The sequence below is a fragment of the Variovorax ginsengisoli genome (assembly GCF_030486595.1).
In the GTDB taxonomy this organism is placed as follows: domain Bacteria; phylum Pseudomonadota; class Gammaproteobacteria; order Burkholderiales; family Burkholderiaceae_C; genus Variovorax; species Variovorax ginsengisoli_B.
Genome location: NZ_JAUJZH010000002.1, coordinates 302,796 through 318,080, shown reverse-complemented (window position 1 = coordinate 318,080; position 15,285 = coordinate 302,796). Strand labels below are relative to the sequence as shown.

14 protein-coding genes are annotated in these 15,285 nt (G+C 65.0%); 10 read left to right on the top strand and 4 right to left on the bottom strand.

Translation table 11 applies throughout. The features are described from left to right. Positions 1-50: 50 nt before the first annotated feature. The 3 genes from minD to QZH52_RS04040 are packed head-to-tail and all read left to right on the top strand — an operon-like array spanning position 51 to position 2,297. Complete coding sequence (gene minD, locus QZH52_RS04050; RefSeq protein WP_301804240.1) at positions 51-863, top strand: septum site-determining protein MinD; 813 nt, start codon at positions 51-53, stop codon at positions 861-863. A 2-nt stretch (positions 864-865) separates the two neighbouring features. Then, entirely contained in the window at positions 866-1,138 is a 273-nt protein-coding gene (gene minE / locus QZH52_RS04045) for a cell division topological specificity factor MinE (RefSeq protein WP_286372254.1), read from the top strand. 43 nt (positions 1,139-1,181) lie between these two features. Then, entirely contained in the window at positions 1,182-2,297 is a 1,116-nt protein-coding gene (locus tag QZH52_RS04040) for a S1C family serine protease (RefSeq protein ID WP_301804231.1), read from the top strand. Between the two features lie 26 nt (positions 2,298-2,323). Here QZH52_RS04040 and QZH52_RS04035 read toward each other — a convergent pair whose 3' ends face one another. After that, positions 2,324-3,802 carry a cytochrome P450 gene (locus QZH52_RS04035; protein WP_301804228.1) on the bottom strand — a complete coding sequence of 493 codons (1,479 nt, stop codon included), beginning with the start codon at positions 3,800-3,802 and terminating at the stop codon, positions 2,324-2,326. Positions 3,803-4,120: 318 nt separating this feature from the next. Between QZH52_RS04035 and QZH52_RS04030 the strand changes: the two genes are divergently transcribed. Next, complete coding sequence (locus tag QZH52_RS04030) at positions 4,121-4,555, top strand: bacteriohemerythrin (protein ID WP_301804226.1); 435 nt, start codon at positions 4,121-4,123, stop codon at positions 4,553-4,555. Positions 4,556-4,568: 13 nt separating this feature from the next. Here the strand turns inward: QZH52_RS04030 and QZH52_RS04025 are convergent, their stop codons facing one another. The 3 genes from QZH52_RS04025 to QZH52_RS04015 all read right to left on the bottom strand — a co-directional run bounded on the left by QZH52_RS04025 (position 4,569) and on the right by QZH52_RS04015 (position 6,921). Next, entirely contained in the window at positions 4,569-5,039 is a 471-nt protein-coding gene (locus QZH52_RS04025) for a hypothetical protein (protein WP_301804224.1), read from the bottom strand. Between the two features lie 117 nt (positions 5,040-5,156). After that, positions 5,157-6,371 carry a multidrug effflux MFS transporter gene (locus QZH52_RS04020; protein ID WP_301804221.1) on the bottom strand — a complete coding sequence of 405 codons (1,215 nt, stop codon included), beginning with the start codon at positions 6,369-6,371 and terminating at the stop codon, positions 5,157-5,159. A 4-nt stretch (positions 6,372-6,375) separates the two neighbouring features. Next, positions 6,376-6,921: a DUF4256 domain-containing protein gene (locus tag QZH52_RS04015; RefSeq protein WP_301804219.1), complete on the bottom strand. Its 546-nt coding sequence runs from the start codon at positions 6,919-6,921 to the stop codon at positions 6,376-6,378. A 387-nt stretch (positions 6,922-7,308) separates the two neighbouring features. On the opposite strand from QZH52_RS04015, the gene QZH52_RS04010 reads away from it, so the two are divergent. From QZH52_RS04010 to QZH52_RS03985, 6 genes are all read left to right on the top strand, one after another. Further along, positions 7,309-8,373 carry a sensor histidine kinase gene (locus QZH52_RS04010; protein ID WP_301804216.1) on the top strand — a complete coding sequence of 355 codons (1,065 nt, stop codon included), beginning with the start codon at positions 7,309-7,311 and terminating at the stop codon, positions 8,371-8,373. Further along, positions 8,370-9,533 (top strand): sensor histidine kinase, encoded by a 1,164-nt coding sequence (locus QZH52_RS04005; protein ID WP_301804212.1) that lies wholly within the window; start codon positions 8,370-8,372, stop codon positions 9,531-9,533. The genes QZH52_RS04010 and QZH52_RS04005 overlap by 4 nt, the downstream gene beginning before the upstream one ends. 18 nt (positions 9,534-9,551) lie before the next feature. Further along, positions 9,552-9,995: a hypothetical protein gene (locus QZH52_RS04000; protein WP_301804209.1), complete on the top strand. Its 444-nt coding sequence runs from the start codon at positions 9,552-9,554 to the stop codon at positions 9,993-9,995. Next, a complete protein-coding gene (locus QZH52_RS03995) occupies positions 9,992-10,750 on the top strand; it encodes a LytR/AlgR family response regulator transcription factor (RefSeq protein ID WP_301804207.1) in 759 nt (252 codons plus the stop codon). The genes QZH52_RS04000 and QZH52_RS03995 overlap by 4 nt, the downstream gene beginning before the upstream one ends. A 120-nt stretch (positions 10,751-10,870) precedes the next feature. Further along, positions 10,871-12,196, top strand: coding sequence for a vanadium-dependent haloperoxidase (locus QZH52_RS03990; RefSeq protein WP_301804204.1), 1,326 nt, complete (start codon positions 10,871-10,873; stop codon positions 12,194-12,196). A gap of 27 nt (positions 12,197-12,223) precedes the next feature. Continuing rightward, positions 12,224-15,277 (top strand): adenylate/guanylate cyclase domain-containing protein, encoded by a 3,054-nt coding sequence (locus QZH52_RS03985; protein ID WP_366919260.1) that lies wholly within the window; start codon positions 12,224-12,226, stop codon positions 15,275-15,277. The last annotated feature ends 8 nt before the right edge of the window (positions 15,278-15,285 follow it).

Sequence of the window (15,285 nt, the reverse complement as noted above, 5' to 3'; positions counted from 1 at the left end):
GTGCGCCCGGCGACCCAATAACTGAAACGAACGAACGAAGAAGGAATGGCATGGCCAAAATTGTGGTGGTGACCTCGGGCAAGGGCGGCGTCGGAAAGACGACCACGAGCGCGAGCTTTGCATCGGGACTGGCATTGGCGGGCAAGAAGACGGCCGTGATCGATTTCGACGTCGGCCTGCGCAACCTGGACCTGATCATGGGCTGCGAGCGGCGCGTGGTGTATGACCTGGTCAACGTGATCCAGGGCGAGGCCAACCTGAGCCAGGCGCTGATCAAGGACAAGCAGTGCGACAACCTGTTCGTGCTGGCTGCCTCGCAGACCCGCGACAAGGAAGCACTGACGCAGGACGGCGTCGAGAAGATCCTGAAGGAACTGGCCGAGCAGGGCTTCGACTACATCGTCTGCGACTCGCCGGCCGGCATCGAGACCGGCGCGATGATGGCGATGCACTTCGCCGACGAGGCGCTGATCGTGACCAACCCCGAGGTCTCCTCGGTGCGCGACTCGGACCGCATCCTGGGCATGCTGGGCTCCAAGACCAAGCGCGCCAAGGAAGGCGGCGAGCCGATCAAGGAACACCTGCTGATCACGCGCTACAACCCCAACCGCGTGGCGGGCGGCCAGATGCTGTCGCTGGAAGACATCCAGGACATCCTGCGGATCAAGCTGATCGGCGTGATCCCCGAGTCTGAGTCAGTGCTGCAGGCCTCCAACCAGGGCGTGCCGGCGATCCACGACAAGGACACCGACGTGGCGCAGGCGTACAGCGACGTGGTGTCGCGCTTCCTGGGCGAGGACAAGCCGATGCGCTTCGTCGACGCCGAGAAGCCGGGCTTCTTCAAACGCATCTTCGGAAGGTAGCCATGTCCCTGTTTTCCTTTCTGCTCGGTGAGAAGAAGAAGACGGCGAGCGTCGCCAAGGAGCGGCTGCAGATCATCCTGGCCCACGAGCGCAGCAGCCTGGGCGCCAAGCGGCCGGACTACCTGCCCGAACTGCAGCGCGAGCTGATCGCGGTGATTTCGAAGTACGTGTCGATCAAGGCCGAGGACATCAAGGTGCACCTGGAGAAGCAGGATGACCTGGAGGTGCTCGAAGTCAAGATCGAGCTGCCGGACGCGCTTGCGGCGCGGGGGTAGGGATTCGGCGGGGCTGCGGCAGGATGTCGGCGAGCCAGCTTGAATGAAGGCCGATTCGATCGCTCTGCATCGACTGTGGATGCTGCTCGCCCAAGCTGTGACCGTGGGTGCCGGCCTGCTGATCGCCTGGCATGCGTTCCGCCCTGCCGCGTCGCCGCCCGCCCGCAACGACGTCGTCACGATTCATGAGGCAGGCGGCAGTTCGTCGCTGGCGAACACGATACTTGGGCGACGCGACACGGGCTATCGCATGGCAGCGCGCAAGGCGTCGGCCTCGGTGGTCAACATCTACACGCGCAGCGCGCCAAGCCGCCGCAGCCGGCGCGGGCAGGATTCGCTGAGCCTGGGCTCCGGCGTGATCGTCGCGGCACAGGGCTATATCCTGACCAACAACCACGTGGTCGACGGTGCGACTGAAATCGCCGTCATGCTGCCGAACGGCAAGGTGGCTGACGCGCAGTTGCTTGGCCGCGACCCCGACACCGATCTCGCTGTGCTGAAGATCGATGCGACGGGCCTCCCGCCGATCACATTCGCGGAGGCGGGTTCGGTACAGGTGGGTGACATCGTGCTTGCCGTGGGTGACCCGTTCGGGGTCGGACAGACCGTGACTCAGGGCATCGTCAGTGCAACCGGCCGGAATCGGCTTGGCATCAACACGTTCGAGAACTTCATCCAGACCGACGCAGCCATCAACCCCGGCAACTCGGGCGGCGCATTGGTGGACATCGACGGCAACCTGGTCGGAATCAATGCGGCCATCTACTCGGAAAGCGGAGGATCCCAGGGCATCGGCTTCGCGATCCCGGTGAGCCTGGCGCGCGAGGTGATGGACCAGATCATTGCGCATGGGCGCGTCGAGCGAGGCTGGATCGGCGTGGTCGCGCGCGATGCCAAGCGCAGCACCCCCGATGCATCCGGCGCGGTGGTAGAGAAGGTCCAGCGCGGTGGGCCGGGCGAGAAAGCCGGCTTGCGCGTGGGCGATACCGTCACTTCGATGAATGGCAAACGCATCGCCGATGCCACGGCCCTCATCAATGAGACGGCGATGCTGGCACCCGGCAGCCGTGTCGAATTCAAGTTGACTCGCCACGGCGTGGCCATGGCCGTGGCAGTTGAGCTGGGCCGGCGTCCGATGCCGGCAGACAGGCGCCGGTGATCGTCATCACCGCCCAGAGGCTGGTGTCACGAAGAAGTGCTGACTGCCCGGGGTGAAAGGTGAACCGTCAGCCCGACGGGAGACATCGTGAGCGACATGTACTCCGCGGGCCCGCCCTCGGGCGTCCTCATCTGCGCGATGTCGAAGTTCGCCAGCAATGTCGCCATCACCATCTTGATCTCCGCCAGTGCGAGATAGCGACCGGGGCACACGCGCGGGCCACCACCGAAGGGCATCACCACGCGCTTGGCACCCATCATCCGCTCGCCCTCTGCGTGAGTGCCATCGATCCAGCGCGTCGGGCGAAACGCCTTCGGCTCATCGAAACGATTTGCATCCACGCCGGCCGGGCGCATCACGCAGGTCACGAACACGCCGCTGGGGACCGCGACGTCGCCGATCACGACGTCATGCGCAGCTTGGACGATGTTGATGGGGGCGACCGGCTTGAGGCGCATTGCTTCGTTGGCGCAGGCCTCGACGAAGTCGAGCTGTGAGAGTTGATCGGTCGAGCGTGGGATCTGGCCCGCGCCGACGATCGCATCGACCTCGTTCCGAGCCCGCTTCCACTCGTCGGGGTGGTCGTGCAGGAGCCAGATGAGCCAACCCAGCGTGTTGGCGGTCGTGTCCTCGCCGGCGAGCAGCATGGTCAGCACATTGCCGGACAGGTCCTCGTCACTGAGTCCCGCACTCTCTCTGTCGCAGGCAGCAATGAGCGCCTGCAGCAGGTTTTCGGGGCGCTGCATCAGTTCAGGCCGGCGCTCGATGTGCTGACGCTCCTCCCGGATGAACTTCTGCACCGCGCCCTGCAATGCTTCCACGTGCTGCCGAAGCCCAGGCTTGGGCAGCCAGCGCTCGAAGTCGATCGGCGCGAGGACGCGACGCGCCAAGGTCGGGAAGATCACGTTGAGGTGTTGCTGGATCACATCATGATCGCCCCCCTCCAGTGTGTTGAGGTTCCGGCCGAACGCAAGGCAGGTGGTCACGTCCACTGTGTAGCGCATCAAGTCGGTCATGAGATCGATTTCACGATCGCTTTGAGCGTCGCTGAACCAACGTGCGCGAAGCCGGGCCGTGACCACTTCGATGGAAGGCAGAAAAGTCTTCAGGTGTGCCGGATCCAGCCCCGCCAGCACGATCTGACGCTGCCGGCGCCACGCTTCCCCGTTGGCGGAGAACACGCCGTGAAAGCCAAGTTCCTTGCAGACCTGCACCAGTCGGGGCCCTTTGATGAATCCCTCCGGGCGCTGCTTGAGCACGGAGGCGTTGAGCGCTGGGTCGCTCACGCAAAGGAAGTCGCGCTCGGCGATCGAGAAGCGGAACAAAGCCCCGTACTGCTCCGTCCATCCCTCGAGAATCTGATGGAAGGCTTCCGGCTTGATCTGGAGCGCGTTGCCGAGCAGAGGCAATCCTTTGGGACCCGGCAGGTCAAAAAAGCGACGCAGTCGCGCGGCGGGTGGTCCGGCCTTGGTCGGGGAGGCGTGGTCAGTTGGATCGGCGCTCATGAGACCCCCTTCTGCTTGCGCGATGCTAAGCCTGCTCCGCGCGCCAGCCAACTGCATCGGAGTTGTGACAGCTGTTGGCGAATCGGCCACCTTCTTCGTAGACGTTGCGCCGCGCCGGTGGCTGTGGAGCAGGCGCACGGCCTCTGCATGCCTGTCTCCACATCCGAGATGAGCGCGACGACAGTCTTCGTATCTCTCCGTCGTCTTCACCTTGCGCGGCCAGGCCTTCGTTCACGGCCCGCCGCGATGCTTGTCGCAGGTCAATGAGCCCCGCGCGCTCGCGGGCTAGCCTTGTGTCTTTCAATGCGGAGAAGACACATGGCAGCCTCGCTTTCGCTCGATTTGCCCTTCATGGACCGGGCGCACGAGCAGTTCACGGCCCTGCTGAAGCGCGTCGACGAAGCCGGCGACGCCGAGTTGCCGGCCGCCTGGCAGCGGGTGGTCGACCTGGCTGCCCAGACCTTCACGCGCGAGGACGAGTGGATGCGGGCCACCCGCTTTTCCTGCCGCAAGGACCACACGCTGCAGCACCGGGTAGTGCTGGAGGTCATGCGCGAAGGCATCGTGCAGGCCCGTGAAGGCCAGCTGCTGCAGGTCCGGCAGATGGCCTGGCAGTTCCGCGACTGGTATCACAAGCACGTGCAGTCGATGGATGCGGCGCTGGCGCTGCATCTGCGGGGGGCGCGGTTCGAGCCGGCGAACAAGGGGGATGACGCTTTGCGTGGCGGGGCGCTGGTGCGGGTGTCCGGCTGAGGCCGGGTGGGCGTCATTGAGGGCTGACGGAGTAGCGCACCACCACGCCGGCCGGATCGAAGTAGACGTAGAACATGTACGGCAGGTAGTTCTGCTGTATGTGCCAGCTCCAGATCGCGCCGTCGAAGGAATCGACACGCGTCACTTGAAAGGGCTTTCCATAGGTGCGCAGGATTTCAGCCTCGCGCCATTTGCCGATCTGGATCGGGTTGTTGACCAACGGCGCGGCGAGTTCGGAACGCACGGCCACCACTTGCCCGGCCGCGTTCAGATCCACGTTGTTGACCTCGTGGCCATAGGGCTCGGTCGAATACTGCAAGCGCTCGCCGCCATCGGGCAGTGGGTAGGTGGCGGTCGGCTTGCCCAACTGCTGCAGGGCCTGGGCGCGCGAAGAGCCGAGGGCCAGGCGGGACGGATCGCTGGCGCAGGCGGCCAGCAGCAGGGCCAGGACCGGGGGCAACAAGTGCAGGTGGAAGACTTTCATGGGCGTCTCCATGTCGAAGCTCGGACAGCTCCCATCGTAGCGGGCCCCGGCGCAACTTGCGTCCCACGTACGTGGGCGTAGGTGGCCGCTCGGATATCCCGATACGCTCGCCGGGTCCTACCTGATGGCCTCTACCGGTGAGGTGTCGCCTTGCGCCGCCAGCCTGTTCAGAACCAGGGAGAGGACTCCCGAGACGAAGAAACCCGCCGACAGATGGAGGGTCGTACCGTCGTAGAACGCTCCCATTCCAATGGCGAACAGCGTTGCGACAAAGCTCGAACCGGACGCAATCAACGACGCGCCCAGGCCTGCCACCTGACCGAGCGAGCGCATCGCCATGGCATTCAGGTTGCCAAACAGGATCCCGATGGCAAAGAAAGCCGAAAAACTCAGTGACATGAAGACGGCGAGTGGCGGTCGTCCATTCCAGAGAGTGGACGCAAGCAACATCAGAAGACCTGCCGAAGCCAGTCCCACGAAGGCGTGGTGCGCCATGGCATCCATGCCAAGACGCTGCACGAGTCTTGCGTTCAGAAATGAGGCAAGCCCAATTCCGGCAGCCAGCACCGCGAAATAGAAGGGGAAGGTTTCCGCGATGCCGTAGACATCCAGGAAGAGATCGGCTGCCGTGCTGAGGTAGAGCAGCTGCGCACCAAACACCAGGCCGGTCGCCATGATCAAGGTCGCCACACGGCGGTTTGACAGGATGCGTCGCCCGTTCAACACGAGCAGCTTCGGCCGAAAGGGTATTCGTCTGGCGGAATCCAATGTTTCCGGCTGCCTCATCACAAGCCAGAAGCCGAGCAGGCCCGCCATGACGAGATAGATCGCGAAAACGCTGCGCCACCCCCCGACCGCCATCACTACCTGGCCAAGGGTGGGGGCCAGCATCGGCACCAGAATGAAGAGTGTGAACATGAAGGACATGACGCGCGCCATCGCGTCTCCTTCAAACTGGTCGCGGATCATGGCCCGCGTCGAGATCTTCGGTCCGGACACACCCACCCCCTGGAGAAACCGGCCGAAGATCACCGCTTCCAATGATCCGGCGCACATGGCGATGGCTGTGCCAAGCCCGTAGACACCCAGGCCGAGGACGAGCGCCTTCTTTCGCCCCAAGGCATCGGACATCGGGCCAAGAAGCAGTTCGCCAAAGGCCATGCCGAAGATGAACAGCGAGACGACGTGCTGCGTAGACAGCGGGGGCGCGACACCCAGATCCGACCCGATCTGGCGCAACCCCGGCAAGAGCGCGTCAATGCTGATCGAGGTCAGCGACGTCAAGAAGGCATAGAGAGCAACGCGCTCGCGGAAGGTGGCTGAAGGTGTCATGAGCTCAGACGCTCACTGAGCCCCTGAATCCTCGCGCTGCGTAGTAAGACTCGGCCCCGTTGTGATACACGAAGACCTTGCCGAAACGCCTGTCGCAAAACAGAGCGCCACCAAGTCTTCGGATGTCGGGGGGTGTCGACACCCAACTGGACGTCTTCGTGTCGAACTCCCCGAACTGCTGAAGTTCGCGGTATTGAGCCTCCGTCAGCAGCGAGACGCCCATGACCGCGGCCATGTCGATGGCATTGTCCTGCGGCTTGTTCTGCTTCCTGGAATTCAAAGCCTCTGCGTCGTAGCACAGGCTCCTGCGCCCCTGCGGACTTTCAGCGACGCAATCGCAGAAAAGGTAGGCGCCGCCATCATCCGCTGCCCCGATCACATCGGGCTCGCCTCCCGTCCTCTCCATCTCATGAAGCGACCTCAGCTTGTCGGGGTTGTCTTGCAAGCGACCATGGACGTCGGCCCAGTCGACTCCAGGGTGCCTGTGCAGGTTCTGCTTGAACCGCAACTTCAATGTATCGATGAGGGCTTCGCGTTGTTCTGCTTTCATATCGCCTGCTCCTGTTGCCTCGCGTCGGTGCCATATCGCCTGGTGGATGCCACTGGCCAAACCCTGCCGCCGCGATGAAGGTCTGCTGCTGGCCATTCTGACCCAGGCTGCCGATGCAGCGAGATGTCCGACTCAGCCGGATCCGCTCCTTGAGTCCCCAGGCATTGCCCGCTAAGCTCACCCCTCCTGACATCGCAAGAGTCTTCCGACCCTGGATTTGCGCCGCTCGTCGCCCGATGGCGGCGTTCATCGCAAAGCGAGGCACGGATCGCGTCGAATGCCAAGAATCAGACCGGAGGGAAGTTCATGGCCACTCCTTTGACGACGCAGGTCGAGCATCACTCCGGCAGGTGCGCCCCGGAGAGTTCGCGCCCCTAGGTGCTCCCCATGGACGCATGGCGTCTGCCACCTCGCATTGCCGCGCTCTGGTCGCTGGCGGTCGCTGTCCTGCTGTCAACCCAATATTTGTTCCAGCCCTTCGTGTGGGAAAACTGGCCATGGGATGAAGTGCTTGCGGGCTGGCTCGAGGTCCTGGGCCACTGCATCGTCGAAGGCATGTTCGTTCTCGGCGCGCTGCTGCTCGCGTCTCGGCTGCGGTTTCCATCCCCGTTGGCATATTCCTGCGTCCTGATGGCCGCGGTGGCCTTGGGCACTGCCATCGGCAATGTCGCCCTTGCTGTTGCCGGCTTCCAGGGCGCCGCGCCCGACACGGCCTGGGTGGCAGCGCGTACGGTCCGCTGGGCGGCCATCTCCGGCTGTAGCGTGGCCACGTTCGGCCTTGCGTCGCGCACCAGTCGCTTGCGCGCGGAGGCACAGGCGAATGACCTTCAGCGTGTGCAACTGGGCCGCCAACTCGTCCAGGTCCAATTGCAGGCGTTGCGCAACCAGATCGAGCCCCACTTCCTCTTCAACACGCTCGCGACGGTCCGGCGCCTGCACCAGACAGAGCCCGCGGAAGGTGCCCGGCTCCTGGCGTACTTTCTCGACTACCTGCACTCGACACTACGCCAGCAGCTTCAGGGGCAGTTCACCACGCTTGGGCGTGAGTTGGATCTCGTGCGCGCCTATCTGGCCGTCGTCTCGGTGCGCATGTCCGGGCGATTGCAGGTGGCGTTCGAAGTGCCTGCCGAGCTACGCGAATGCGTATTTCCCTCCTTGTGCATCGCGACCTTGGTGGAGAACGCCGTCAAGCACGGAATCTCCGCGTCGCCCTCCGGTGGCGAGATCTGCGTCCAGGCCAAGCTGCATGGCGACGAAGTCGAGGTCGCCGTACGCGATACCGGCGCCGGCTTCAGCGGCTCGGGCGGCAGTGGCGTGGGCTTGGCCAATATCCGCGCCCGCCTGAGCACCCTCTATGGCGCCTCCGGGGTTCTGAGGGTAGAGAGCAACAAGCCAAGCGGCGTTTGCGCCAGCATCCGACTTCCCCGTTCGATCCAGGAGGCCACGCCATGACCCAATGGAAGAGCGGATCGGATGATGGCGGCTGGCGGCGCTCTCTTTCCCTTTCTGCAATCTGGGGCGTGGCGACGTGGATCGTCGAGGTGGCGGTATTGCCCATCTCCAGCTTTGGATTCGCAACGTGGCTGTCGGTAGCGTCGATGGTCTTTGTTCAATGGTTCATCACTGGCATGGGCATGGCGTTCTGCGTGATGTGGGCCGAGCGGCACCTCGGATCCAGGCTGATCGTTGCAGCAGTCGTCCTTGCCCTGGGATGGGGAGTGCTGATCGCGATAGTCCTTGTCCCAGCGGCTTGCCGCCTTGGCTACCTCAGGGCCCTCGGTGTCATGTTCCCAAGCCTGGAGGCACCATGCGAAGCGCATCACATCATCGGCACGTGGGCATACACGACGTGGGAGACACTTCTTATCGCAGCGACGTTTACGCCCGTCTATGTCCTGAGCGTCCGGGCTGCCCGAACGCGCAGCATGCTCGGGCGTGCGGAACTTGCGCGTCATCAAAGCGAGAAGGCGGTCGAACAGGCCCAGCTGCAGATGCTGCAGAGACAGATCGATCCGAGCTTCTTGCTGCACGTGATGGAAGTCATTCAGGACCGCTACGGTCATGATCCCGTGGCCGCGGACCGCCTGCTTGACCGGCTCGTCGCGCTTCTGCGCAGTCTCATGCCGGGACTTCGCAGCAACAGCTCCACGCTCGAGGCGGAATGCTTCATCCTTCGCGCCAGCGCCCATCTCCAAGATGAACTCCATCCAGGCGGAGGGCGATGGGCGATCGACCTGCAGGGCGAGGACATCAGGCGCATCCCATTTCCGCCACAGCTGCTGTTGCCGACGCTCGAGGAACTGCGCGGGAGCCCTTCGCCGCGCCCGGCGTGGTCGGTAAGTGCCCATCTGGAAGGTGTTGCACGGCGCATCGTGATTCAGGTGAATCGGGCCGCGGAGCCTTCCTTGGTACGGTTGCTGGAAGAACGCATGCTCGCCGGCTTGCGTGCGACGTGGGGCGCCGATGCCGCGATCGACGTCGAGGTCGATGCCTCCAGGGAAACGACCACCTTCACGCTTCGCTCTGGCGCGGCGCCGCCCGTCGCGATGCCCAATGCCATCGAGGCCGCGCCGGAGATGGATCCGATTCGCCAACCCATCCTGATTCATTAACCCGGAAAGGAGCCAGAAATGAGCGATGACCCTCTCAATGCGCTGCCCGAGGAATTTCGCGACGTGGACACCATGCGGCGGATGCTGCTGGCCCTGTTGCCCACTCTGGCTATCGGCGAATCCGCGCACGCGCAGGATGCAGAAAAGATCCAACCCCGCGCCTACCGGGTGGCATTCGAGAACGACAAGCTGCGTGTCCTCGAGTTCAACAGCCGACCGGGCATGGGCGTATGCGGCACCGGGATGCATTCGCATCCACCCCATCTCACGGTCGTCCTGTCCGACACGAAGGCGCGGTTGACATTGCCCGACGGCAAGGTAGAGATCAAGGAGGCCAAGCTGGGTCGCGTATTCTGGAGCGAGGCGGAGACGCACATGGTCGAGAACATCTCGGGCAAGGATTCGCGAGCCCTTCTGGTCGAACTGAAGTCGGGCGAGGACTCCAAGAAGAAGACTGGATGAGCGCCATGCGCCGCCACACCGCCCTGGTCGCCGAGGACGAGGACGTGCTGCGCGAAGAGCTGCAAGCGCATCTTCGCGACCTCTGGCCGGACCTGAATATCGAAGCCAGTGCTGGCAACGGCCTGGAGGCCTTGCTGGCGCTGGATAGGCACGTGCCCGACGTCGTATTCCTCGATATCGAGATGCCGGGGCTCAATGGCATCGACATCGCGCGCCAGATCCAGGGGCGCAGCCATGTCGTCTTCGTCACCGCCTACGACGCCTACGCCGTGGCCGCGTTCGAACAAGGTGCCGTCGACTATGTCCTCAAACCCTATGATCTGCCGCGCCTGTCGCAGACAATTCGGCGCGTGAAGGAGCGCCTCGGCAGCGCCCCGCCTTCGCTGGACATGCTGTTGCGCGAGCTTGCAGCGGCCAGGCCGGTACGCGATCACCTGCGATGGATCAATGCATCGCAGGGCCAGGACGTCAGGATCATTACTGTCGACGAGATCTGCTACTTCAGGGCCGAATCGAAGTACACGTTGGTGATCACGGCTGATGGCGAGTCGCTGATCCGCCGCTCACTCAAGGAATTGCTGGAGCAACTCGACCCTTCGCAGTTCTGGCTGGTGCACCGTTCGACGATCGTCAACGCCAACGCGATCGCCGGCGTATCCAGGGACTTCAGGGGCCATGTGCACCTCAAGCTCAAGCAGCGCAGCGAGACACTGGCTGTGAGCGAGGCACACGAGCACCTGTTTCGATCGATGTAGCGGCGCATTCGTCATGCCTTCGCCGCGTTCGTCGCAAACGCGAGCGGCCTCCAGAGCCAACTCGAACAATGTCCCTGTCCGGCCGCGATCGCGGCCGGCCCGAACCAGGAGGGAACTTCGATGAACCGCAGAGACAATCTCCGTGCGCTGGTGGCGGCCATCAGCATCTCGACGGCCGGCGTGGTGGCATGCGGTGGCGGTGGCGGAGGCGGGAGCCCGGCCTTCGTTCCGGTCGCACAGGACAAGCCCGTCACCATCACCTCGATGGGTCCCAACCCGGTCGACCTCTGGAACAAGACGGCCGCCGACACGATCACGGTGCCGGCAGCCTCGAGCGGCACACCCGAAGAGCGTCAGCCCCTCTACGACGCCGACTTGGCGACGTTGAATGTGGCCATCTACGACGCGCTCGCCGCCATCACGAAGGCCTACCGCCCATTCATGGTGGCCATGCCGGACGATCCCGCACGCGGCTCGCTGCCTCAGGACTACGCCGTGCATGGCGCGGCGTACACCGTTCTGTCGACGCTGTTCCCATCGCGTTCCGCCAGGTACCAGTCCACGTACGACGCGGCGATTGCCGCCGCGGATGCGGACGCGCAAGCGGCCGTGCGATTCGGTGCGGAAGTCGCCCGCAAGGTCCTGGCGCAGCGGGCCGATGACGGCCGCTGGACGCCGGTTCCGGCCTATGTGCCAGGCACGGCCCCCGGGCAGTTCCGAGGCGTCAATCCGGTGGCGCTGACGCGCCCTTACCTGCGCCCGTTCTCGCTCAGGGCCGCTGACCAGTTTCGCGCCAGCGGCCCACCGGCGCTCGACAGCGATGCCTACGCTGCCGACGTGAAGGAAACCATGGCCATGGGGAGCGCCGGCAGCGCGCGGCGCAGCGCCGCGCAGACCGAGAACGCGCGCTTCCATACCGAGGCGCCGCCGGTCTTCTGGACCCGCAATCTGCGCCAGTTCGCCACCAGCAAGCCGAGCCTGATGGAGAACGCCCGGCTGATGGCCATGCTGTGGGTTGGGCTGGCCGATGCCTCGACCGCCTGCTTCGAATCGAAGTACCACTTCAACTTCTGGCGTCCGACCACTGCCATCAGGCTGGCCGACACAGACGGCAATGCAGCGACCGAGCCGGACGCGCAATGGACGCCGGTGGTGACCACGCCCAACCACCCCGAATACCCGGCCGCCCATGCGTGCAATACCGGCGCGTTGGGGGAGAGTCTTCGCCAGGCGTTCGGAACGAGCCGCGTCCAGTTCGCCTTCAACAGCACCGTGACCGGAACCACGCATCCATTCGACTCGGTGGAAGCGATGAACGAGAACGTGCAACAGGCTCGCATCCATGGCGGCATGCATTTCCGCACCGCGACCGTGCATGGCCGCGCGCTGGGCGAAAAGGTGGTCCAGCAGTTGCTCCGGGAACACTTCACGGCGGCCAGTCCGTAGGCCGGCGCCCTGGCAAGGAGCATCGCCATGGCATCGAATGACGTCGTGTCCGAACCAGGCACCGACCGGCGCACGCCCGCGAACGGGACCTCGCGTGTGACGCGCCGCCAGATGACGGTGCTCTTCTGCGACGTGGTCGGCTCGACAAGCCTCGCGGAACGGCTCGACCCGGAAGACGTGCTGGACGTGCTGTCTGCATTCGGCGACCTGATGGGTCGCGTCGCGCAGGACTTCGGCGGTCACGTCGCCCGGATCGTCGGCGACGGCGCCGATGTCTATTTCGGCTATCCGCTCGCAAGCGAAGACGACGCGGTGCGCGCGGTGCATGCGGGCCTGGCGATCGTCGAAGAGGCCGGCCGGCTGCAGCACTCCTGCGGCATCGCGACGCCGGTGCAAGTGCGCGTCGGCATCGCGACCGGCCTGGTCGCGGTGGGCGCAAGGGAGGGCCTCGCGATTGCCGGAAGCACGCCCAATCTCGCGGCTCGCATTCAGGCTGTGGCGCGTCCGGGGCAGGTCACCATCGCGCCCGGCACGCGCCGCATCGCAGGCGCCCAGTTCGAGTACCAGGACCTTGGCGACTTCGAGCTCAAGGGATTCGACGAGCCTGTGCGACTCACCGCAGTCACGGGCGCAGGGGAGCCGGACGGGCGTTCGGCCTGGCGGGGCCATGACACGAAGATCCCGCTGGTGGGCCGGGAAGCCGATCTTGCGAACCTCAAGGCGCGCTGGACCCTGGCCGCGACGAGCCGCCGCATCCAGAGCGTCATGGTGGTCGCCGAACCCGGACTCGGGAAGTCGCGACTGGCTTCGGGGTTCGACCAGCAGATCGCCTCCGTGGCTCACACGACGGTGCGCCTGCAATGCTCGCCGTTCCATTCCAACAGCATGCTGCGGCCCGTGGTTCAACACCTTGTGCGGGCGGCAGGTTTCGCGCGGGAAGACACGCAGGCGTTGCTGGTCGAGAAGCTGGACGCCCAATTGGCCGTCGCCGGCATCGGCGCCGAGCTGGATCGCAGGCTCATCGCCTCCTTGGTGGCGGTCGACGGAGCCAGTGGCGACCCACCACTCGACCTGCCGCCCGTGGCGCAGTTGCAGATGACACGCAACGTGCTGTGCCGGTACTTCATGGGACTCGCCACCGAGCAGGCCCCCTTGCTGCTCATCGTGGAGGATCTGCATTGGATGGACCCGACATCGTTCGCCCTGCTCGACCAGCTGCTGGCGACCGCACAGCGCGTGCCGATGCTCGTGGTGCTGACCAGCAGGCCCGAACGCCCTTGCGAACTCGCGGCGCAGCCTTTGCTCATCCGCCTCGGGCGCCTCGACGAGCAGGCGTCGCGCGATGTGGTGGCCAACATGGCGGCCAGCATGGCGCTGTCGGCGGCGGACGTCGAAACGATCATCCGGCGCAGCGACGGCGTGCCCCTGTTCCTCGAGGAAATGACGCGGATGGTTCTGGATTCCCGCAGCCGCCGGTGCGGCGCCCTCGCTCGGCAGCCGGAGGTCCCCGACACGCTGATGGACCTGCTGATGGAGCGGCTCGATCGCCTGGGCGGTGGCAAGTGGCTGGCCCAGGTCGCAGCGGTGATCGGGCACGAGTTCAGCCGGCGCCTGCTGTACGGTGCGGCCGGCATGGACCCGGCCTCCTTCAACGAGGCATTGCAAGCCATGCTCCGTGCCGGCCTGCTGCTGCGGGTCGATGTCCAGGGCGAGCGACTTGCCTTCAAGCACGCATTGATCGAAGACGCGGCCTACGGCTCGATGATCGTCAAGACCCGCGCCGTCCTGCACGGGAGGCTCGCGGACTTGCTGACAAGCGAATTCACCAACATGATCGAACGCCAGCCCGAGGTCGCTGCGCGCCACCTGTCGCGCGCGCTCAGGCCGCTCGAAGCGGGCCGCTATTTCCTCCAGGCGGGCGAGCAGGCCCTGCGGCGGGGCGCTCCTCGCGAAGCCGCCGCGCACCTGTCGGAAGGGGTCTCCGTGGTGGCCGCCGCGCCGGCCGGCCACGAGCGCAGCGAAGCGGAGCTGTCTCTCCTGTCCACACTCGGGCCCACCACCATGGTGTTGGCCGGCCCCGGCAGCGAAGCCTTCAGGGATGTCCAGCGACGCGCATTCACGCTGTGCCACGAATTGCCCGGCGCGCCGCGCCAGTTCCCGGTGACCTACGGCCTTTGCCTCTATCACTGGGGCCGCGCCGAACTCGAGACCGCGCGATGGCTTGCCGAAGACCTGTTGAAAGTCGCCGAACTCAGGCGCGACGACGCCGAAGCCACCATCGCCGCGCACAACATGAGCGGCATGATCAAGCTGAGCCTGGGCGACGTCCGTGCAGCGCGCGCACACCTGGAGCGCTCGGTGGCCTGCTACGACCCGCAGCGCCATGCCTCGCTCTACCCGGTCTACCTGATGGACTTCGGCGTGTTCGGCCGCTTCTATCTCGCGCTCGCCACCCTGATCACCGGCGACGAAGAACTCGCAGGCCGGCACGTCCAGGACGCCCATGAGTTGGCCGCCCGTGGGAACCAGCCGCACACGCTGGGCTTTTCGATGGCGGCCAATTGCTCCATCGCGGTATTGCGCAACCAGCCGGGCGTCGCGCGGAAGTTCGCGCAACAGTGCATCGACTTCTGCACACAGACGGGATTCTCGGAATTCATGGGGTTGGCCCGCATCTCGCGCGGCTGGGCGACGGCGCGCGACGGACAAACCGCTGCCGGGCTGGACGACATGGAGGCCGGAATCCGCCTGTGGCAGGCCACGGGGTTCGAGAACTGGCAATCCTGGTTCGCGAGCCTCAGGGCGGAACTGCTGGTCGACATGGGCCGCAGCGACGAAGCCTTGGCCGAACTGGACCTGCACCTCGGGCGCATGGATCGCAGCGGCGAGAACCTGTTTCGCAGTGTGCTGCTTGCGCAGAGGGCCATGCTGCTGGATGTCGATCGCAACACACGGGAGCGGCTGCTTGCGGAGGCCACAGGAATGGCAGCCGCCCAGCATGCCATCACCTGGATTCGCCGCATCGAGACGCGACGAGGAGCATCTCACTCGCCCCCGCATGCCGGGCATCGGGCGATTTGAACTTGCGT